Raw genomic sequence first — 20,143 nt, forward strand, 5'->3', positions numbered from 1 at the left:
TGAATAAACCCATATTTAAGAAACAGCAAAACACTACCCTTTTGTTCTTTTAAAACTATATCCGTTTTCTAATTTATTAAGCTATGCCAGAAAAAAAAGTGATTGAAGACCAAAACGTTTTAAATCAAGAAAAATATCAAGCACTAAACCAACGAAGTCTTGAATTATCAGCCATAATTGACACGAAAGGTAATTACACATTTATTAGTTCTAATGCAGAAAAATTAATTGGCTACAAAGAAGATGAACTAATTGGTAAAAGCATTTTCCAATTCATCCACCCTGAAGATGCAAATAAAGTAAAAAGCGAATTTGAAAAAATTGCTACTAACGAAGCTATAGATTGTACTCCACATCGCTTTAAAACAAAAAACAATAAATGGATTTGGCTCAATTGTGCAATTTCGAATCATATTTATGACAACAAAATTAATGGCTATATCATAAATAGCACTGATGTAACAAATTTAATCGAAGTACAAAACCAACTTAAAAAAAATAACGAAAGATTTGACCTCCTAAATAAAATCACCGATGATATAATATACGAAGGAGATTTAACAACTAGAATTGTTGAGTTCAACGAAAATTTCTACAATTATTTTAGCCATGAATATAACAATAAAAACTTCAATCTAAACGATTGGAAAAAACTCGTTCATCCAGCAGACTACAAAGAAGCAAAGAAAAACTGGGACGAATTTATTTCTAACAGCAACAGCAACAAATGGATTGGAGAATACAGAGTTAAAAAACAAGACGGCAAATATCTTTATATTGAAGACACGGTTTATATCATTAGAAATGAGAAAAATCAACCTCAAAAAGTTATAGGAGTCTTAAAAAACAACAATACTAAAATAAATTCAAAAATTAAAAACAAAATAGAAAGTCAGCTAGCAACATTTTTTAAAGAAGAAATAAACCTGAAAAATATTCTAGAATCTTCATTAAAATTTTTAATAGCGTATGGAGACTTTCTAACTGCAGAAATTTGGATTCTTAACAATGATGCAAACAAAATCCATTTAATTCAATCGCTTACAAAAGATAAAAAAACAGATTCAATTTACAAAAAAACAAACTCAATCAATTCTTTTGAAAAAGGAGATGGACTACCAGGTACTGTATGGCAAAAACAAGAACCTGAAATTTGGAACCCTGAAGAAATAAAAGAAAAATTCAAACGAACCGAACTTGCTATCTCTTTAGAAATAAAATCAATTTTAGGAATACCTCTTTTTTACAACAATAATTTCATTGGAACATTAATTCTAAGTGCCAATGAAGACTTAAAAAATGATGAATTAAGAACGCAACCTTTCCTAAACTTAGGAAATTTTCTTGGTGCAGAGATCAAAAGAAAAGAACAAGAAGAAATGTTGTACCTAATGTTTCAAAGTTCTTCAGATATTTTAGCAATCGTTAACACAAAAGGATATTTCACTAAAGTAAATCCAGCATTCTGTAAATTATTAAACTATAGTGAAAAAGAATTAATGGCGAATCCATACACCTTTTTCTTACATCCCGACGATTTGAATGCTACTAATAAAGAATATGAAGAAACCATTACGGGTGAACGAAATTCTAATAACTTTACTAACAGATATCGATCAAAAAACGGAGATTATAAATGGATATCTTGGAGTTCATCAGATATTTTTGGAGAAGAAGGACAAGTATTTGCTTATGGTAGAAACATAACTGACATCAAGGAACTTCAACAATTATTTCTTGAAACAGCAAAACTCGCCAAAGTGGGAAGCTGGGAATACACGTTAAAAAATAATGATGAAATCTTTTTATCAAGTATAGCTAAAAAAATATTCGAATTTGAACAAAATAAAAATATTAAATACAAAGACTTTTTAAACACATTCTCCGATAAAAACAAGGAAGATGTAAACCTAACTTTTAATAATTTAATTAAGTTTGGTGATTCTTTTGATAAAGAATTTAACATAAGAACAAAAAACAATAAAAATAAATGGATTAGATGTATTGGACAATCTGAGCAAGATAAAAAAGGTAACTGCATAAAAATTTCAGGCAGTATTCAAGACATAAACGCTCAAAAACAAAACGAACTAGAATTAGCCAAAAAAAACAATTACTTATCAGCCCTAACAGACATTATTACAGAACTATTACAATCCAACAACTGGTATGAATCTTTAAACAATGTTTTTAAAATCGCTGGAAATACAATTAATGTGGATAGAGTTTATTATTTTGAAATACATGAACATCCTGAAACAAACACAAAAAGTTGTAGTCAAAAAATTGAATGGACTCAAGAACATATAGAACCAGAAATAGAAAATCCGCTATGGCAAAATATCCCAGTAGCATCATTCTCTGATTTTTTTAACCCATTACAAAAAGGAGAACCTTTTACAGCCATTGTTTCACAATTACCTGAAGGAGAACTTAAAGAATCCCTATTAATTCAAAATATCAAATCAGTATTAATTCTACCCATAACAATTAACAATACACTACATGGATTCATTGGTTTTGATGATTGTAGCCTAGAAAGAAAATGGAAATATAGCGAAATATCTTTCCTTCATAATGTAACATCAAATTTAGCCGCTAAAATTCACAGAATGAAAGTACAGGCTGATTTAGAAAGCACATTAAAAGAACGCAATAATATTATAGAAAGTATTGGAGATGCATTTTTTACTTTAGACAAAAACTGGATAGTAACCTACTGGAATAAAGAATCTGAAAAAATAACGGGTGTAAAAAGAGAAGAATTAATAGGAAAGAATTTTTGGGAATTTTTCCCTCATTTAAAAGGCGGTGTTTATGATATCAATTATAAAAAATCAGTAAAAACCAATAAGAATGTTTATTTCCAAGATTTTTTTGAATATCTAGATGTTTGGCTAGACGTTAGTGCATACCCATCAAAAGAAGGACTTTCAGTATATTATAAAGACATTACCGCTACAAAAAAATACGAAGAAGAACTCAGAGCTTCAAACGAAAGATTTGAAAAATCAACATTAGCAACAAACGACGCTATATGGGACTGGAATTTAGAAGAAAACTCTATATACAGAGGAAATGGTTTCATGAAATTATTTGGTTATGCCGTACCAAACAAAATCTACGACATTGATATTTTAAATTTAATTAAATCAAGAGTACATCCCGATGAAGCAGAAGAAGTTATCGACTCATTAAAAAAGGCAATTAAAAACCCCAAAAAAACAAATTGGGAAAAAGAATACCGATACATCAAAGCAAATGGCAAATATGCTTTTGTAGTAAATCGTGGAATTATAATAAGAAATGAATCTGGTGTAGCTACAAGAATCGTGGGTGCACTTCAAGACATAACAGAACGAAGAGAACACGAAGAATCATTAAAAATATTAAATAAAAAACTAGAAATTCAAACAAAAGACTTAATCAATTCAAACCAAGAGTTAGAACAATTTGCGTACATTGCGTCACATGATTTACAAGAACCGTTACGCATGGTAACCAGTTTTTTAACACAATTAGAAAACAAATACCAAAGCAAACTAGACGACAAAGGAAGGCAATATATTCACTTTGCGGTTGACGGCGCAAACAGAATGAGAAATATTATATTAGACATTCTAGAATATTCTAAAGTAGGAAAAAACACCAATGAAGAAAAAGAATTAATCAATATCAACATAATCGTAGATGAAGTTTGCAAAATAAATCAAAAAGTAATCGAAGAAACAAAAGCAAAAATTATTTTTAATGACTTACCTGAAATACAAAGTTATAGATCTCCATTAATGCAAATTTTTCACAACTTAATTGGAAACGCTATTAAATACCAAAAACCAAACAACACCCCAATAATCAATATTACGTATGAAAAACTTGATAAAAAATGGCAATTTAAAATAGAAGACAATGGCATTGGAATAGCTGAAGAATATTTAGATAAAATTTTTGTTATTTTTCAAAGATTACACTCAAAAGAAGAATTTAGTGGCACGGGTATGGGATTAGCAATAGTTAAAAAATTAATAGAAAATTTAGGTGGAAAAATCTGGATAGAATCTGAAGTCGGAAAAGGAAGTGCATTTTATTTTACATTACCATGAAAATAGTTAAAAAATTAAACAAATCATTGGATTATTGGCCAAATCAATTGGCATTAATGGCTTTTTTTGTGTTATTCATCATTACACAAACAATAGCTTTTAGAATTTTTTCTGTAGAAAAAGAAAATGAATTTTTACAAGTAAAAGAAGAAGCTGTAAACACCAAGAACCAACTCGAAAACGCTATTAATTTTAACCACAATGCTGTTAAAATAATCAGCTTTTTAGTTGAAAACGATTTAGAAGAAAAAAATTTTGAATCCGTTTCAAAAGATTTATTAGAAAAAAATAAATTCATTGACGCACTTCAACTCGTAAAAGGAAATACTATCACAAAAACCTACCCTTTAATTGGAAATGAAGCAACCATTGGTTATAACATCTTCTCAGACAAGCAGCACGAAAAAGCAGCATTACAAGCAGTTAAAAAAGACAAACTGTTTTTTGAGGGACCTTTAAAATTAATTCAAGGAGGTATTGGGATCATAGGCAGACAACCTATCTATAAAAACAATAAACTCTGGGGATTCTCTGCCATAATAATCAAACAAAAAACATTTCTAAATGCAATTGGACTAAACGACACAGGGAGTAAAAAAAGATTTGACTACCAATTAGTAGAAAAAAACGACAATACTGAAGATAAATTTTTATTCAAAAACAAAACAGATTTTAATAAAGGAATCACTTATAAAACCTTTATTTCTTCAGGGGAATGGTATTTATATGTAAAATTAAAAGACCCGCAACACCTAAATAGAGCATCAATCTTTGGTTTCTTTGGACTTGCGCTAAGCATTATAATTGCTTTTTTTATCAGACAATTGGCCGAACAACCTATCAAACTCAAACGTTTAGTTGCTGAAAAAACAAAAGACTTAGAAAAACTAAATTACATTCTCGATAACCGAGCAAAAGAACTATCCTCAACAAATAAAGAATTAGAATATTTTGCATACATCATTTCACATGATTTACAAGAGCCTTTGCGAATGATATCGAGCTTCCTATCGCTTTTAGAAAAAAAATACAACGATTTACTTGACGAAAAAGGTAAAAAATACATATTCTTTGCCGTAGATGGAGCAAAAAGAATGAAAATGATAATATTAGATATTCTAGAATTCTCAAGAGCTGGAAAGTATAACGAAGAACCTACAGAAATAAATGTAAATGATTTGGTTGAAGAAATTGTTTCCTACCATAGAAATGCAATCAACAACAAAAAAGTAGTCATTGAATATGATAATTTACCAACTATCTTTTGTTATCGCTCACCAATCATGCAAATATTTCAAAATCTAATCAGTAATGCTATAAAATATTCGAAAGAAAATGAAGATGTAATCATTCAAATTAACACGTTTGAAGAAGATAAAAACACATGGGGATTTGCAATAAAAGATAATGGTATTGGCATTGAAGAAAAATATTTTGAAAAAATTTTCATACTCTTCCAACGATTATTAACAAGAGAACAAGATTCTGGAAATGGTATGGGACTAGCAATAGTAAAAAAAATTATTGAAAACTTAGGTGGCAAAATTTGGGTAGAATCAATAGTAAACAAAGGCAGTACTTTTTATTTTACCATTGCCAAAAAAATGGAATAAACCAAAATCTAATCACCATGAAGTCAGAAATTAAAGTGACGCTACAGTACATATTCATCGGGCTACTATGGATTTTTGTTAGCGATGAGTTACTACTCATATTTATGAGTAAAAATGATTTAGATGCAATTACGCATTTTCAAAATATTAAAGGAACTTTTTATATTCTTTCGACGGCATTGTTGCTATATCTAATACTAAAAAGACACAATGATGCAATTAAACAAAAAATGAATCAATTAAAAAAAAATGCTCAAGAATTAGAAATAACAAATCAAGAATTAGAAAAATACATCAATCTTGCTTCACATGATTTACAAGAACCCGCTAGAACTGTAACTAGCTTCCTAACACATATTGAAAAAAAATATACACCTGTTTTAGACGAAAAAGGGAAAAACTATATACACTTTGCAGTAGAAGGTGCTTATAAAATGAGAAGAATTATTCTAGATTTATTAGAATATTCAAAAATAAATAAAGTAGTTGTTTTTGAAAAAGTAAACATTCATAATATAATATACACCATTGAAGAACAGTTCAAAGCACAAGAAATCAATAAAAACATTACAATAAACTACCAAAACCTTCCTGTAATAACTTCCGATAGAGAATTAATTTTTATTGTTTTTAAAAACTTAATTGATAATGCCATTAAATTCAAAAAAAGCAACACTCCTTTAACCATAACTATTGAAGCTATAGATTTTAAAAACAAATGGTTATTTAAAGTAAGTGACAATGGAATTGGAATTGAAGAAGAATATTTTGATAAAATTTTCATTCTTTTCCAAAAATTAAACAACAATTCTAGCGATGTGGGAACTGGAGCTGGATTAGCTATTGCAAAAAAAATCATAAGCAATTTGAATGGCAAAATTTGGGTAGAATCAAAAATAAATATGGGAAGCAATTTTTACATAAAATTACCTAAATCATAATTTTGTAAGACTTTTTAAACAATTTTATCTAAAAATGTAGAATAAGTTCTACATTTTTAGATTTTTTTTGTAATTTTATGTTCAAAACAAACAACCTTAACGCAACTATTTAATGAAAAAAATTGAAATTCTACTCGTCGAAGACAATGAAGGCGACATTGTTTTGACTACTGAAGCATTTGAAGAATGTGAATTCAACTCAAATATCAATGTCGCAAGAAACGGAAAAGAAGCTCTTAATTATTTATCTCTTGAAGAAGGAAGACCAGAAGGGGAACTTCCCGATTTAATCCTTTTGGATATTAATTTACCCCTTTTAAATGGACATGAAGTGTTACATCATATAAAACAAAATGAACGCACAAAACATATACCCGTAATCATTTTGACAACATCTTCATCTTCTAATGATATTAACGCAACATACAATAATCAGGCGAACTGTTACATCACTAAGCCTGCAGATATAAACGACTTTTTTGATGTAATTAATTCATTAGGCAAGTTTTGGTTCAAAATTGCTAAATTGCCCACATTAAGATGATATGCAAAAGGACAATAAAAATTATAAATTAATTGTTGTAGAAGACAATCTAGGTGATTATTTTCTTCTGGAAGAATATCTTAATGAAAAAATTGAAAACCCTACTATTTTTCATTTTGAACGATTCAAAAATTTATTTGAATTTCAAGACAAAATCACTACCGACTTTGATTTAATTTTTCTTGACCTTTCTTTACCCGACAAAAGTGGAACCGAATTAATTATAGAAGTTCTAAAACTATCAAAAAAAATTCCTGTTGTAGTACTTACAGGATACTCAGATTTTTCATTTGCAACAAAATCGCTAGCGCTAGGTATTTCAGATTATTTGTTAAAGGATGATTTAAGTAGCCCTACACTTTACAAAAGCATTATTTACAATATCGAAAGAAATAAAAACTTAGTAAAAATTAGAGAATCGGAACAACTATATTCAGATTTATTTCAATTAAGTCCATTACCTATTTGCGTATACGACATAGAAACTTCATTTTTCCTAGATGTGAATGAAGCTGCTGTTAATTTATATGGATATAGCCACGCTGATTTTTTAGAGTTAAAAATAGAAGCAATTATTCACGAAGACGACGCAATAGACAAAGAAGAAAGCACGTCTAGAATAATGACACACAAGAAAAAAAACGGTGATATTATTTTTGTTGACAGCAGAAGTAACACCATAACCTTCCATGGAAAAAAAGCGAAAATTGTACTTACAAATGACATCACCAAAAGCCTAAACCATATAAAAGAAATTGAGTTGCAAAATCAAAAACTCAAAGAAATAGCTTGGACTCAATCACATATTGTAAGAGCTCCTATTTCGCAAATATTAGGCTTGGCACAACTCGTTTTAGAAGACAAAAATGCCACGGAAGAAACAAAAGAATTAGTAGCCATTTTAAACAATTCAGCACAAGAATTAGATACAATTGTCAAAGAAATTATAGACAAATCCAAAGAAATTTCATTAAATGAGTAAAACTCATGAAACATTTGTTAATCATAGATGACGATGCAGTTTCTGTATTAATTTTAAAAAAAATGCTCTTAAATGCAGGTTTTTTAGACAATCCTATGGTTTTTAAAAACGGAAACGAAGCTATTATCTATCTATACAACAATCATAAATCAATTGAAAAATATAGTATTTTCTTAGACATCAATATGCCTATTATGAACGGCTGGGAGTTCTTAGAAGAAATAGAATCAAAAATAAATATCGAAAATTTTTCTATTTATTTGCTTACATCATCTACAAGTGAACAGGATATAGTCAAATCTAAAAATTACAAAAGCATCAAAAAATTCATCTCAAAACCAGTTGCCAAAGAAATACTACATGAGATAAAAGAAGAATTTTGCAAATTATAATTTACTCATTCATCAATATCGATTATTTTTAATAGTTACAACTGTATTATCTGGAACATCTTTACTAATTAAAATATGAGCACCAATAACGACATTACTTCCAATATTTAATGCTCCAATTATTGAAGAATTAGCATATAAAATAACATTATTGCCAATTACATTGCCCGATCCTGCTCCATTTTTTTTATGACCAATTGTACATCCTTGATGCATTACAAAACCTTTACCTATTTTATTTCGACTACCCAAAACGGAACCCTCACCATGCACTATATAAAATCCATCATCAATATCATTATTAAAATACAATTCACAACTACAATACTGCTTTAACAACCAATGTATTTGAGCCTTTAAATCATGCAATTCAGCTCTATGAATTTTCTGACCTAAACGAAATAAGAATATTGCTAATTCATTATTATTACTTATAATTCTACTTTTTATTTCCGTTTTAGTTAAATTAGGAAAATGAAAATTCACATCCCTAACAGTTTGATCAAAAGCTGAATCAACAATCTCAGGATTAATAAATTGAGGCTTATAAACATTTTTTAAAAGAAAATTCAAAAATTCTATCATAATTCCAAAACAGATTTAATACTTTCTGAGGAAGTTTTATAATTTGATAATATTGTTTTTTTCCAACTTTCTATAGAGCTTGAACTTTGATTCAATGCAATTTTTTCGCTAATCTCATTTTTATTATGAATCCAAAGTACAGCATTTCTATCTTTCATACTCCTAAAATGTTGCAACTTATAAATCCAATTAATTGACCATTTAGGGTTCTCCTTCACCTCTTGGTCATAATTGATATAAAGACAAGGTTTTTGAAACATCCCAAAGTCAAATGCCATTGTAGAACCTAAATTCACAACTAAATCACTATAATACACCGTAGAAACCAATAAACTCACATCTTCAGGCAAGGGATAAATTGTAGTCCAACTACTATTTGGCTCAAAATTCCAAAGTGGTGGCGCTTGCTTAATCAAATCGGGATATTTTGAAATAATTGGTTCAAATCGTCCTGAAATATCTACTGGACAACGCCTTAATAAAATTTGATAAAATCCGTCCAAATTATGCTTTATCAATTCATCAGCTAAATCAGCTAAATATTGAGGGTCATCCGGACAAGTCAACACATCATCGCCTGAATAACAAATAATTTTTTTATCAAGATCTAAACTATATCTTTCATAAAAAACTTCTTTCGGAATTATATTTTCAGGCTGATGATAACATTCAAATTGAGGTGTTCCTGTCACAAAAATTTGTTGTTCTTTGATTTCAGGATAATACAATTTTAATTCCTGTTTCATATAATCTGACCAAACCAAATACTTGTCTGCTTGTAAAGCCATTCTAGCTTTGGGCAAATTGTCCCACGAATAAATGACAGTAATTGAGTCGATTCCTAAATCTTGTGCAGCCGCAAAAATAGGAGCACATTGCACACCTCTTTGATGCGAACAAAATAGTTTTGCAGGCGCAACGGTAACTAGAATTTTTCGCACTTCATCATAAAAACTTGAACTTCTAATGACTTTTTGATACCACTTTTCAAGTCTTAAAATATGCTTATAATTTGTAATTCCATAAGAAAAAATTTGAATTAACTTATAAAATAAAACTTTAGAAAAACCTTTGTGATTAGATTTCCAATACGTTAAAATAGTAGAATTATCAACCAATTTAGCATTATGCTTTAAACGAGCTAAACAAATTAATTCTCTTAAAAACTTTTCTTTTAATGATTCCGTATACTTAGGAATAGTTAGAGTGTTATCAATAGCTGTAATATCTTTAACTGCCTGTTCAGTTTTAGTATCAAAAGCATGAAATAAAACCAATTCTTTTTCCATTCCTTTAAAAACATCAGAATACAAATAGTTGCGAATACCAACACCATCAGGAAAAAGTAATACTATTTTATTGTTTTTTTTCATTTTTTATCTAATCCTAAATCTTCAATAACTTTAGTGGTAAATAATCTAGCTCCTTTATCATTCAAATGCCCACAAGAAGAAAAGTATTGATCTCCTTGTACCACATGTTCATATTCTTTAATTTCAGGATACAATTTCTTCACCTTTTTAAAATAATCCATCCCTTTTACATTAGAACACATGGGCGTAGTCACTGCAATTAGATTGATGTTATTACTTTTACAAATTTGCTTAATTTCTTCGAAATAACGGTTACGCAATGGCACTAAACTTTCAATATTATTTTTCATATTGGCTTTTGGATTAAATCCTAAGGGATAATAACCTTTATTTGCCAATACATTAGTAGCTTCGCCAACAGCTGTTTTATAAAAAGCTCTGAATCCAACTTTCGCATCAAACTGAATATAACGATAAAAAGGAACGTAATAGAGTTCGGCAAAATCAGGTTCATTTTTAAAATGATTTGTTATAATCTTAGATTGATGCATAAAAGGCATAAAACGACCAAAAGTACCATCATCACGTTTTTCATTGGATAAATTCAAATCCGTTTCCAAGATGATGTTTTTTATTTTCCAACCGCGTTCTACCATTAATTTCAACATAAGGGAAGTTTCAAATAAATGTGCACCACTCATTCCATAATTAAAGGTTTTCAATCCTTTTTTCTCAAACAATTCGGATACAAAATGATTGTTGGCTCTAGAAGTTCCTAAAATAATAACATCATAATTTTGAGCTTTCGAATTGATTACATTTTCTACTTTATTTCTAGTTTCTGATTGAGCAAAAATAGTTGTATAACAGAAATCCAATGCAAAAGCAACCAGCAAAAGCACTACTATTATTTTTCCGATAAAAAGTAAAAACTGTTTCATTAAAATTGGAAATAAATAAATTCTTTATAATCGGAATACACACCTAAAGCCAACAATGCCATAAGGGCTATCGTTACTTTTACCCAACTTGCTTTACCCGATAAGGGTTCCACTTTGGAACGATTGAACCATTCTATAGCTATAAAAACAAGTACTAACAACAACAATTCATAATTATAGCGCTCGTTACTTAAATACTGACTTTCGAAATGGAAATCGGTCAGCATTTTTTGAATATATCCGATAGCTTCTGAAATTGATTTGGCTCTAAAGAATATCCAAGCCAACGTACTTAATGTGAATGTAGCCAGAATATTCAAAATAGTCTTTAAGCTACTAAAATTCCATCCCATCACTATATCGCCCATATTTGAACGATTTTTATTTTGAAGTAATAATGGTAAAAAATATATAGCATTGATCAATCCCCAAACTATATAAGTCCAATTGGCGCCATGCCAAAATCCGCTCACTATAAAAATGACAAATGTATTTCTAACTTTCATCCACATACCACCTTGACTTCCTCCCAAAGGAATGTACAAATAATCCCGAAACCATGACGACAATGAAATATGCCAACGACGCCAAAATTCTGCAATATCACGAGAAAAATAGGGATAATTGAAATTCTTTAACAAATCAATTCCAAACAATTTAGAGGTTCCTAATGCAATATCTGAATAACCGGAAAAATCACCATAAATCTGAAATGCAAAATAAACAGCACCTAAAATTAAGGACAACGAATTCATAGATTCATAATGATCAAAAACGGCATTAGCATAGGTCGCACAACTATCAGCAATGACCACTTTTTTAACCAATCCCCAAAGGATTTGATACACACCTTCTTTGGCTTTCTCTAAATCAAAATGACGCTTAACTTTTACTTGTGGCAATAAATGTGTAGCTCTTTCAATAGGGCCTGCCACTAAAAGCGGAAAATAACTCACAAATAGTGAATAATCTATAAAATTGCGTTCGGCGGTAATACGTTTGTAGTAGATATCAATCACATAAGACAAGCCATGAAACGTATAAAATGAAATTCCAACAGGAAGAATCAATTTCAACAAAACGGGATTGGTTTGGAATCCAAATCCATGCAATAAATCAGCAAATGATTGTGCAAAAAAATCGTAATATTTAAAAACACCTAAAAACCCTAAATTAATACCAATTGTCAACCACAACCACAATTTTCGCTTATTATCAGTCGTACTATTTTCCATCATAATAGCACTGAAATAATCCAACAACGTAGAAAACACCAATAAAAACAAAAATCGCCAATCCCAACAAGAGTAAAAATAATAACTCGCGACGATTAGAACAGTATTCTGAGTAGTTTTGCTTTTATTAAATACCAACCAATATAAAATAAAAACAATTGGTAAAAATATAGCGAAGGATAAGGAGTTGAAAAACATTAAATATCTCTAAATTGTTTTTGATGATTGAGTTGCCAAATATCAACATTTAAAAGCGATTTCAAAAATAATTCGGCACTATTTCCTTTTCCAAAATCATTTTCAGAAGGCTTAACTTCATGCAAATCGATTGTACCTAATGCTTCTGTAATACTTTTAGTTGTATAACCTACATTAATAATATCGGCATGCAACGCTCGGTTTTGCTGGCGTGTACCTATATTAATAATTGGCAAGCCATAATAAGGAGCTTCACGTATACCTGCACTACTATTCCCTATAATAAACTGAGCTTTTTTTAATAAAGTTAAAAAATATTCAAAACGCAAAGATGGAAAAACACGAAAACGTGGATTATCTTTTAGCCTACCATATGCTTTTAAAACTGCTTGACTTCCCAAATCGTTATTTGGATATACTACTATATAATTATGATTATCTTTCAACAATGCTTCAACAAAATTATCAGCATATTCTTGCATGTATTTTGCTTCCGTAGTAACTGGATGAAACATTGCTACAGCATAACGATCAAATTGAATTTCATAGTATTGTTTTGCGGTTTCTATATCAGGCAAGTTATTTGAAAACATAATATCTACATCTGGAGAACCTATTATAAAAACAGCATTTTCTAATTCACCCATTTGTATCAATCGTTTTTTTGCTTGCTTGTTAGAAACAAAGTGCACATGACTCATTTTACTGGTAGAATGACGAATCAGTTCGTCAATAGTTCCTGAAACTTCACCTCCTTCAATATGTGACACTAAAATATTATTCAAACTTCCAACAATAGCTCCAGCTAAAGCTTCTACTCTATCGCCATGGATTACAATCATATCGGGTTCACACTGTTTTACATAAGCAGATAATCCTTCAATAGTTTTGGCTAAAGTTAAATCCATCGTGGTTTCATGGGTGTGATTTTCAAACGTGTGAATATTCGAAAAACCACATCTTTCCACTTCTAACAAAGTAAAGCCGTATTCCTTTTGCAAATGCATACCCGTAACAAAAATAAAAGGCTCAAATTTGGGATGTGCTTCCAAAATTTGAATCAACGATTTTATTTTACCAAAATCGGCACGAGTACCCGTAAGAAAGAGGATTTTTTTGGACATTTTATTAATTGATATAGGTTTGCAAATATATGGTTTTTGATTAATTCTTTTTTAATCGAAATACAACTGAAATTCAATTCATCTTACTTACTAGAATGTCATACTGAGCTTGTCGAAGTTCTTAGTAGCACTAATCTTCTTTTCCAAACTGAGTGTAATTCTTAGAAAATCTTACTAGTTTATCCCAATCTTCATCAATTAAAGCTTGTTTTTTTCTTCTGCTCCATCCTTTAATTTTCTTTTCAACCATAATTGCTTGAGTAGAATCAGTAAACATTTCAAACCAAACTAATTCAACTGGTCTTCTTGAATAAGTATAAGCGTCTTTATCAACTCCTACGTTATGTTCATATAATCTTCTTTCAATACTATTAGTGATTCCTGTATAAAAGGAATCATCTTTACATTTTAAAATATAAACATAGAATAATTTCATAAGATGTAATATAAAACCATTTTCAATAGGCTTCGACAAGCTTCAGCTTGACAAAGGTGAAATTACAAATTTAAATAACTTACTTTTCAACTGAAACTAATTGACTCCAATGTCAGACTGAGCTTGTCGAAGTCATTTGTAGCAATATATATTTTCAATAGGCTTCGACAGGCTCAGCTTGACAAAGTTGGAAATACAAATTTAAAAGAACTATAAAAATCTACTCAAAATCACCAAAATCCAATTGCTCATCATTTGCAATGTCTCTTGTCGCTTTTTTACCTAATAACGAATCAAAATGTTCGGCTAAAATTTTACCCGTTCCAGGACGTTTCACCCAAATATTCTCTTTGGTTAAGATTTCGCCTTTTTGGATAGAGGCAATAGAACAAACCGTTGCAAAAGCAAAATCAATAGTTACTTGTTCTTCGTCTGCAGGTTTTTTTGTTCCACCACGCATTTGAGCCATCTCGGCACTGTTGATAATTAATTCTTTTGTAGCTTGTTCATCCATACTACATACAATATCTGGACCTGTTCGGTTCATGTGATCTGTAAAGTGTCGCTCTAAAATGGATGCACCTAATGCAACTGCACCTAAACAAGCATTATTATTTAAGGTATGATCTGATAATCCAAAAACTTTATCAGGAAACGCTTGATGCATTTCCATCATGGCGCCAAATCGAACTAAATGAATAGGTGTTGGATATAAATTAGTAGTATGTAATAAAGCCACAGGAACATTATGTTTGTCAAAAATGGCTACTGCTTTTTGAATACTTTCAATTGTATTCATACCTGTGCTTAAAATGACTGGCTTTCCAAAAGAGGCAATATGTTCTAATAAAGGATAATTATTACATTCTCCAGAACCAATTTTATAGGCAGGTATATCAAACTTTTTTAAACGTTCGGCAGCAGCACGAGAAAATGGAGTAGATATAAAAATCATACCTTTACTTTCTACATAGTTTTTTAATTCTAATTCGTCGTCTTCATTTAAAGCGCAACGCTCCATAATTTCATAAATGGAAACATCTGCATTTCCTGGAATTACTTTTTTAGCTGCACCACTCATTTCGTCGGCAACAATATGTGTTTGGTGTTTGACTACCTCAACACCAGCTCTATGTGCTGCATCAACCATTTCTTTGGCTACTTGCAGAGAACCTTCATGATTGATTCCGATTTCTGCAATGACTAATGGTGGAAAATCTTGACCAATTTTTCTTCCTGAAATTTCTATGTAGGGATTCATATATTTAGTGATTTTGTAAATAGTAATTTGTTTTTTTCAAATATAATAAAGTTTATGAAGTTTAATAGAATTAGCTTGACTTCTTAAATCAATATTGTTGATATTGGTAGTAAACAACATCCGTAACACCCCTAAAGTCCCCTCAAGGAGAAAATTCCTTCTAAGATTTTTTACTTTAACTCATTTAAATTAAAAAAATCCGTGTTCATCAGCTAAATCAGTATCATCCGCGTTCCATAAAAATCAACATTCAAAAACTTGAAAGCTGAAACTCGTTCTAGTAAAACGGCTCTGTTTAACTCTCTCAACACAATCCACTTCAAAAAAACTCAGTGTAACTCTGTGCAAAAACTATGTTTCTATGTGGCTAAAATCAAACCATATAAGTCATATAAGTTTTTAAAGATTATTAAGATTATTTTAAAAAGTTCATAAAAGATTTTTCCGATTAAATTAATTCCTTTAATCTGTGTTCCAAAAACCTGAAACTTTAAACCTGAAACTTCCCGATCAAATACTCCGCATAATCAAAATCCTCCTGAGTATCAATATCTACATTAGCAAAAGGATGATTTACTTCTAATGGAAAAGCATCTTTTGTAATGATTTCATTATTTAATATTACAGGTGCTTTTGTAATATAAAGCAACCCATTTTCGTAATATAAAGGTTCTAAGTCTTGACTGCGTTGTCCCACTTCATAATTAAACGGAATAAATTTATTATCCATTATTTTTCCTAATTTATGATGACTTCGTGAAACGGTAAACAAACTGTTCACTTGTTTTTCTTGAAAAAGAACAAAGGCTTCTTGTAATAAATTATCTGGACGCAGTGGATTAGTAGCTTGCAAAAGAATTACATTTTCAACTACTCCATCAATTGATTCTAAAACATGTTTTAGAGCAGAAACAGTAGGTTCAAAATCCCCTGAAAGTGATTGAGGTCTATCGATTACTAAAGCGCCATATTGTAACGCTACTTTTTTTATGGCGGCATCATCTGTGGAAACATAAACTGCATCTATAAATTTGTGTTGTTGTGCATACAAAATACTGTGCGCCAACAAAGGAATACTACCTAATAGTTTTATGTTTTTTCCTGGTAAGCGTTTTGAACCACCCCTTGCAGGAATTATAGCTATTGTTTTCATCTTTAATACTGTTTAGCTTCTTCTGAAGTTAGACCTTTGAAACGCAAATACAATTGCCAAAAAGGTTTTCTAAAAATTAATCTCGAGAAAAATTTCATATAAAAATCATTCAAAACTCCAGAATATACTTTATTGTCAACACTATTTTCAAAAGTTGAGGAATCGGAAATTATATTGTCAAACTCATCCAGCATCCAATTTTCTTTCACATTTCCTAAATGATAGGCGTAGTTATTTTGCGTAGATAATCTCCACAATCCCAAATCGGTAGCGGGTTTATCTAATAATAATTTTTCGCTATCTCCTCCTAAACTATAAGTTGAAAAACGTTGTTTTAGTACATCAAAGCTAACCCCTTTGTATGTTGCTACAAAATGTCCAGCACCAATCAAAGCGGTAGTAGTCTCTTTTGTTATTGTTAATTGCTTTTTTAAATGAATCTCTTTATATAGAGATTCATTGCCAATACTCTTTGCAAAAGAAATCATAGCATATTTAGCAGTAACATAAGTAAATGCCGTATTTTTAGAAAATAAAGTACTCCCAATTACATTAGCAGTGTTGTGGCGCAATAATTTTGAATTAGGTACTGGCGAAACAACACCCGCTTTTGGAAAAGCCTCAAACACTTCATAAGTAGCTTTTTGCCAATCATTTAAAAACAACACATCAGCATCAGTTATGGTAATTAAAGGAAATTGATGTCCAGACAATCCTTTTAAAATTGCGTTTAATTTTCCAATTGCAGTAGTATGAATAACTTCTTGTAATTTGGCTTCTTGTTGTAACTGATTCAGATAGTTTACTACTTCAATACAACTTCCATTGTTTACAATAGTAATGTAAGTTTTGTCATGGCATGTTTTAAAAAGCGACTCCAAACACAACTCCAAAATTTGAAAACTATCTTTAAAATAATCTTTTTGATGCGGAATATAAACAGGAACAATTACCTGATGGGTGTAATCAGATTTTGGAAGAACTTTATCTTTGTTTGGATTAAAACCTACTCGCATTTATCGTTTTCAATTTGTTGGTATAAAGCTACTATTTTTTGTTGGTTTGTTTTTAAATCAACGTATTCTTTAGCTAATTTATAATTTTTCATTGAAGCTGAGGCAATCCATTCTTGATTTTGAATAGCTTTTAAAATTAAATTTCTAATTTCTTCAATATCCTCAGGATCTTGAATTAAAAACCCATTATTACCTTCATCTATAATTTCAGCTGTTGCACCGCCTGGATTTGACTGAATAGGAAAAGCACCCATAATCATAGCCTCCAATACTGTGTTAGGCATTCCATCTGAAATATTATTGCCTATATAAATAGCAGACTGACCCATTAATTTTAAAACATCTTCTTGCTTTAAGCCATGCCTGTCATAGACTTGAAAAGGTAGTTTTTTATTATTAACGTAATCTTCAACAATTTTATGAGCTCCAAACACAACAACTGTATAATCATTTAATTGCTCTCTGACACTTTCTAATGCTTTGATAACATTCAAGGCTCTTCCAAAAAGATGGTGATATCCTTTAACAATAATAATTTTTCTATCTATAAACGGTTTTTTAAAATTTTCAAAAAAAGACAAATCATAACCACCACCAGTTGGAATTGCTCCGAGAAATTTCCCTTTAAAACCATTTTGATTAGCTAAAACAGCATCGCGATTACAATCAGCAGTCATATAGTCTACTCTAGACAATACTTGATTTAATTTGGATTTATGATTTGGTAAGTTTTGATAGTAGAAAATATCATTACCCCAACAGTTATATAACCATTTGATTTTAGAATATTTCAACATGGTTTTTACAATAGGATAAGAACAACTTTGCATTTCAAAACTCTGAACTAAATCAGGCTGAATGCTTTTGATTATTTTTTCTAACGCTTCGTTTTCTGTTACTTCTAAAAACGGACGAATTAATTGATAAAAGCTTGGAAACTTTTTAGAAAACCAATGCTCTCCTTTTATGTAAGGCAATTTCCTTTTTTTCCATCCGGTAAATTGAATAATAGACTCAAGTGTATTTATTTTTCCTTTTCCTGAAATATCAAACCAATACAATTCATGACCCGATTCTTTCAGATTTTCAATCCAACGAGTAGCATGAATAGAATGCATTGATAGTAAAAGGATTTTCATTTTTAATTGTTCAATATTATTTGTAATTCTTTAAAATAATTTTCAGCAGAGCTTTGGCTAATCATTTTAGCGTTCTTTTCTCCTTCATTTTTTCTTAAATTTTCATTCGCTATTAATTCTTTCATTTTCTGAATCAAAATATTTTTATCATTCGGAATTAAAAAAGGAGAATCTCCTAAAAGAGCACAACAACCTTTATGATTCGATGCAATAACTGGCAATCCATACAACATATACTCCATAACTACATTTGGCGTTCCTTCTATTTCGGAGACTAAAACTCCTATATCCAAAACATTTAACACCTCATGTACGTCAACCCCTGAAAGCAAAGAAACCTTATCTTCAATATCTAGTTTTTTGATTAATTCAATTAGTTTGTTATACTTTTTTAGTGTATTCTCGTTGTTATCTTTATTTCCTAATAGTACTAAATGAATGTTAGTATTTAAAGCGATATGAGAAAATGCTTCAATTAATAACTCTTGATATTTTTCTTCTCTATAATGTGCTATCATACCTATAATCAATGAATCTTTCGGTATTGATAATTGCTCTTTTAAATTTTCTTTATCTAAATCTTGCTTTTCAATTGCTAAAAATTGCGGTAAAATTTTTAATTTTTCTTGAGGAACTTTATAATACTCTTTAAATACTTGCAAACCATTTTCTGCATTTGCAATAATTGCTGGTGATTTTTCAACTGCAATTCTTTCTAACCAATCATAAAAACAGACTTCTAAACCTAACTGATGCCAAAAAGTGTTTTTTGCTCCCGTGAAGTTATAAATTAGTGAGGCAATTTTAGAAGGTCCATTCATAAATGGGACTAAAACATCTGGTTTTAACTTTCTAATTCCGAGAGTTATTTTTATTAAATATCTAAGAGCTCTTATCCCTTTTTTTAAATTCTTTACAGATAATTCATTTTTTACAGACAATGAAGGCTCACCAAAATAATTTACTTTATCAATTCCAATCTCGTTAAGAAAACTTTTAAACTCATCTGATTGGTCATTAGAATACGTTACAACAATTGAAACCGAACAATTATAGTGGTCTTTTATATATTTTGCGAATCCCAAAGCTTGACGTTCTGCCCCACCTAGAATAGCATCTTTAATAAGAATAACAACATTTTTATTTTGAAAGCTAAAATCTGCCATG

17 protein-coding genes are annotated in these 20,143 nt (G+C 30.0%); 6 read left to right on the plus strand and 11 right to left on the minus strand.

Features of this window, described 5'->3' with window-relative positions:
* The first annotated feature begins 83 nt into the window (after window positions 1-83).
* From VK164_RS07355 to VK164_RS07380, 6 genes are all read left to right on the plus strand, one after another.
* Window positions 84-4,103 (plus strand): PAS domain S-box protein, encoded by a 4,020-nt coding sequence (locus VK164_RS07355; RefSeq protein ID WP_324208734.1) that lies wholly within the window; start codon window positions 84-86, stop codon window positions 4,101-4,103.
* Complete coding sequence (locus tag VK164_RS07360; RefSeq protein WP_324208735.1) at window positions 4,100-5,716, plus strand: ATP-binding protein; 1,617 nt, start codon at window positions 4,100-4,102, stop codon at window positions 5,714-5,716. Before VK164_RS07355 ends, VK164_RS07360 begins: the two co-directional genes overlap by 4 nt.
* A gap of 17 nt (window positions 5,717-5,733) precedes the next feature.
* Entirely contained in the window at window positions 5,734-6,657 is a 924-nt protein-coding gene (locus VK164_RS07365; protein ID WP_324208736.1) for a sensor histidine kinase, read from the plus strand.
* A gap of 112 nt (window positions 6,658-6,769) precedes the next feature.
* Window positions 6,770-7,201, plus strand: coding sequence for a response regulator (locus tag VK164_RS07370; protein WP_324208737.1), 432 nt, complete (start codon window positions 6,770-6,772; stop codon window positions 7,199-7,201).
* Window position 7,202: 1 nt separating this feature from the next.
* Window positions 7,203-8,183 carry a response regulator gene (locus VK164_RS07375; RefSeq protein ID WP_324208738.1) on the plus strand — a complete coding sequence of 327 codons (981 nt, stop codon included), beginning with the start codon at window positions 7,203-7,205 and terminating at the stop codon, window positions 8,181-8,183.
* 5 nt (window positions 8,184-8,188) lie between these two features.
* Window positions 8,189-8,575 (plus strand): response regulator, encoded by a 387-nt coding sequence (locus VK164_RS07380; RefSeq protein ID WP_324208739.1) that lies wholly within the window; start codon window positions 8,189-8,191, stop codon window positions 8,573-8,575.
* Window positions 8,576-8,587: 12 nt separating this feature from the next.
* On the opposite strand, the gene VK164_RS07385 is transcribed toward VK164_RS07380, so the two are convergent.
* The 11 genes from VK164_RS07385 to VK164_RS07435 form a co-directional block, all read right to left on the minus strand.
* On the minus strand, window positions 8,588-9,160 hold the full coding sequence (locus VK164_RS07385) for a hypothetical protein (RefSeq protein WP_324208740.1): 573 nt from the start codon (window positions 9,158-9,160) through the stop codon (window positions 8,588-8,590).
* Window positions 9,157-10,533, minus strand: coding sequence for a hypothetical protein (locus VK164_RS07390; RefSeq protein WP_324208741.1), 1,377 nt, complete (start codon window positions 10,531-10,533; stop codon window positions 9,157-9,159). Before VK164_RS07390 ends, VK164_RS07385 begins: the two co-directional genes overlap by 4 nt.
* Window positions 10,530-11,414 (minus strand): hypothetical protein, encoded by an 885-nt coding sequence (locus tag VK164_RS07395; RefSeq protein ID WP_324208742.1) that lies wholly within the window; start codon window positions 11,412-11,414, stop codon window positions 10,530-10,532. Before VK164_RS07395 ends, VK164_RS07390 begins: the two co-directional genes overlap by 4 nt.
* A complete protein-coding gene (locus VK164_RS07400; RefSeq protein ID WP_324208743.1) occupies window positions 11,414-12,847 on the minus strand; it encodes an MBOAT family O-acyltransferase in 1,434 nt (477 codons plus the stop codon). Before VK164_RS07400 ends, VK164_RS07395 begins: the two co-directional genes overlap by 1 nt.
* Window positions 12,847-13,971: a UDP-N-acetylglucosamine 2-epimerase gene (gene neuC / locus VK164_RS07405; protein WP_324208744.1), complete on the minus strand. Its 1,125-nt coding sequence runs from the start codon at window positions 13,969-13,971 to the stop codon at window positions 12,847-12,849. The genes VK164_RS07400 and neuC overlap by 1 nt, the downstream gene beginning before the upstream one ends.
* 130 nt (window positions 13,972-14,101) lie before the next feature.
* Window positions 14,102-14,407: a GIY-YIG nuclease family protein gene (locus VK164_RS07410; protein WP_324208745.1), complete on the minus strand. Its 306-nt coding sequence runs from the start codon at window positions 14,405-14,407 to the stop codon at window positions 14,102-14,104.
* A gap of 220 nt (window positions 14,408-14,627) precedes the next feature.
* Window positions 14,628-15,668 (minus strand): N-acetylneuraminate synthase, encoded by a 1,041-nt coding sequence (gene neuB, locus VK164_RS07415; protein ID WP_324208746.1) that lies wholly within the window; start codon window positions 15,666-15,668, stop codon window positions 14,628-14,630.
* A gap of 490 nt (window positions 15,669-16,158) precedes the next feature.
* Window positions 16,159-16,821, minus strand: coding sequence for an acylneuraminate cytidylyltransferase family protein (locus VK164_RS07420; protein ID WP_324208747.1), 663 nt, complete (start codon window positions 16,819-16,821; stop codon window positions 16,159-16,161).
* Window positions 16,822-16,823: 2 nt separating this feature from the next.
* Window positions 16,824-17,837, minus strand: coding sequence for a glycosyltransferase family A protein (locus tag VK164_RS07425; protein WP_324208748.1), 1,014 nt, complete (start codon window positions 17,835-17,837; stop codon window positions 16,824-16,826).
* Window positions 17,828-18,976: a glycosyltransferase family 4 protein gene (locus tag VK164_RS07430; RefSeq protein WP_324208749.1), complete on the minus strand. Its 1,149-nt coding sequence runs from the start codon at window positions 18,974-18,976 to the stop codon at window positions 17,828-17,830. Before VK164_RS07430 ends, VK164_RS07425 begins: the two co-directional genes overlap by 10 nt.
* Before the next feature lie 2 nt (window positions 18,977-18,978).
* Window positions 18,979-20,142 (minus strand): glycosyltransferase, encoded by a 1,164-nt coding sequence (locus VK164_RS07435; RefSeq protein WP_324208750.1) that lies wholly within the window; start codon window positions 20,140-20,142, stop codon window positions 18,979-18,981.
* Between the last annotated feature and the right edge of the window lies 1 nt (window position 20,143).

The organism is Flavobacterium sp. (assembly GCF_035299005.1).
In the GTDB taxonomy this organism is placed as follows: Bacteria; Bacteroidota; Bacteroidia; order Flavobacteriales; family Flavobacteriaceae; genus Flavobacterium.

Excerpts from the sequence above, each read along its gene's own strand:
- VK164_RS07355 (WP_324208734.1), top strand. The coding sequence starts at position 84 with ATGCCAGAAAAAAAAGTGATTGAAGACCAAAACGTTTTAAATCAAGAA.
- VK164_RS07360 (WP_324208735.1), top strand. The coding sequence starts at position 4,100 with ATGAAAATAGTTAAAAAATTAAACAAATCATTGGATTATTGGCCAAAT.
- VK164_RS07365 (WP_324208736.1), top strand. The coding sequence starts at position 5,734 with ATGAAGTCAGAAATTAAAGTGACGCTACAGTACATATTCATCGGGCTA.
- VK164_RS07370 (WP_324208737.1), top strand. The coding sequence starts at position 6,770 with ATGAAAAAAATTGAAATTCTACTCGTCGAAGACAATGAAGGCGACATT.
- VK164_RS07375 (WP_324208738.1), top strand. The coding sequence starts at position 7,203 with ATGCAAAAGGACAATAAAAATTATAAATTAATTGTTGTAGAAGACAAT.
- VK164_RS07380 (WP_324208739.1), top strand. The coding sequence starts at position 8,189 with ATGAAACATTTGTTAATCATAGATGACGATGCAGTTTCTGTATTAATT.
- VK164_RS07385 (WP_324208740.1), bottom strand. The coding sequence starts at position 9,160 with ATGATAGAATTTTTGAATTTTCTTTTAAAAAATGTTTATAAGCCTCAA.
- VK164_RS07390 (WP_324208741.1), bottom strand. The coding sequence starts at position 10,533 with ATGAAAAAAAACAATAAAATAGTATTACTTTTTCCTGATGGTGTTGGT.
- VK164_RS07395 (WP_324208742.1), bottom strand. The coding sequence starts at position 11,414 with ATGAAACAGTTTTTACTTTTTATCGGAAAAATAATAGTAGTGCTTTTG.
- VK164_RS07400 (WP_324208743.1), bottom strand. The coding sequence starts at position 12,847 with ATGTTTTTCAACTCCTTATCCTTCGCTATATTTTTACCAATTGTTTTT.
- neuC (WP_324208744.1), bottom strand. The coding sequence starts at position 13,971 with ATGTCCAAAAAAATCCTCTTTCTTACGGGTACTCGTGCCGATTTTGGT.
- VK164_RS07410 (WP_324208745.1), bottom strand. The coding sequence starts at position 14,407 with ATGAAATTATTCTATGTTTATATTTTAAAATGTAAAGATGATTCCTTT.
- neuB (WP_324208746.1), bottom strand. The coding sequence starts at position 15,668 with ATGAATCCCTACATAGAAATTTCAGGAAGAAAAATTGGTCAAGATTTT.
- VK164_RS07420 (WP_324208747.1), bottom strand. The coding sequence starts at position 16,821 with ATGAAAACAATAGCTATAATTCCTGCAAGGGGTGGTTCAAAACGCTTA.
- VK164_RS07425 (WP_324208748.1), bottom strand. The coding sequence starts at position 17,837 with ATGCGAGTAGGTTTTAATCCAAACAAAGATAAAGTTCTTCCAAAATCT.
- VK164_RS07430 (WP_324208749.1), bottom strand. The coding sequence starts at position 18,976 with ATGAAAATCCTTTTACTATCAATGCATTCTATTCATGCTACTCGTTGG.
- VK164_RS07435 (WP_324208750.1), bottom strand. The coding sequence starts at position 20,142 with ATGGCAGATTTTAGCTTTCAAAATAAAAATGTTGTTATTCTTATTAAA.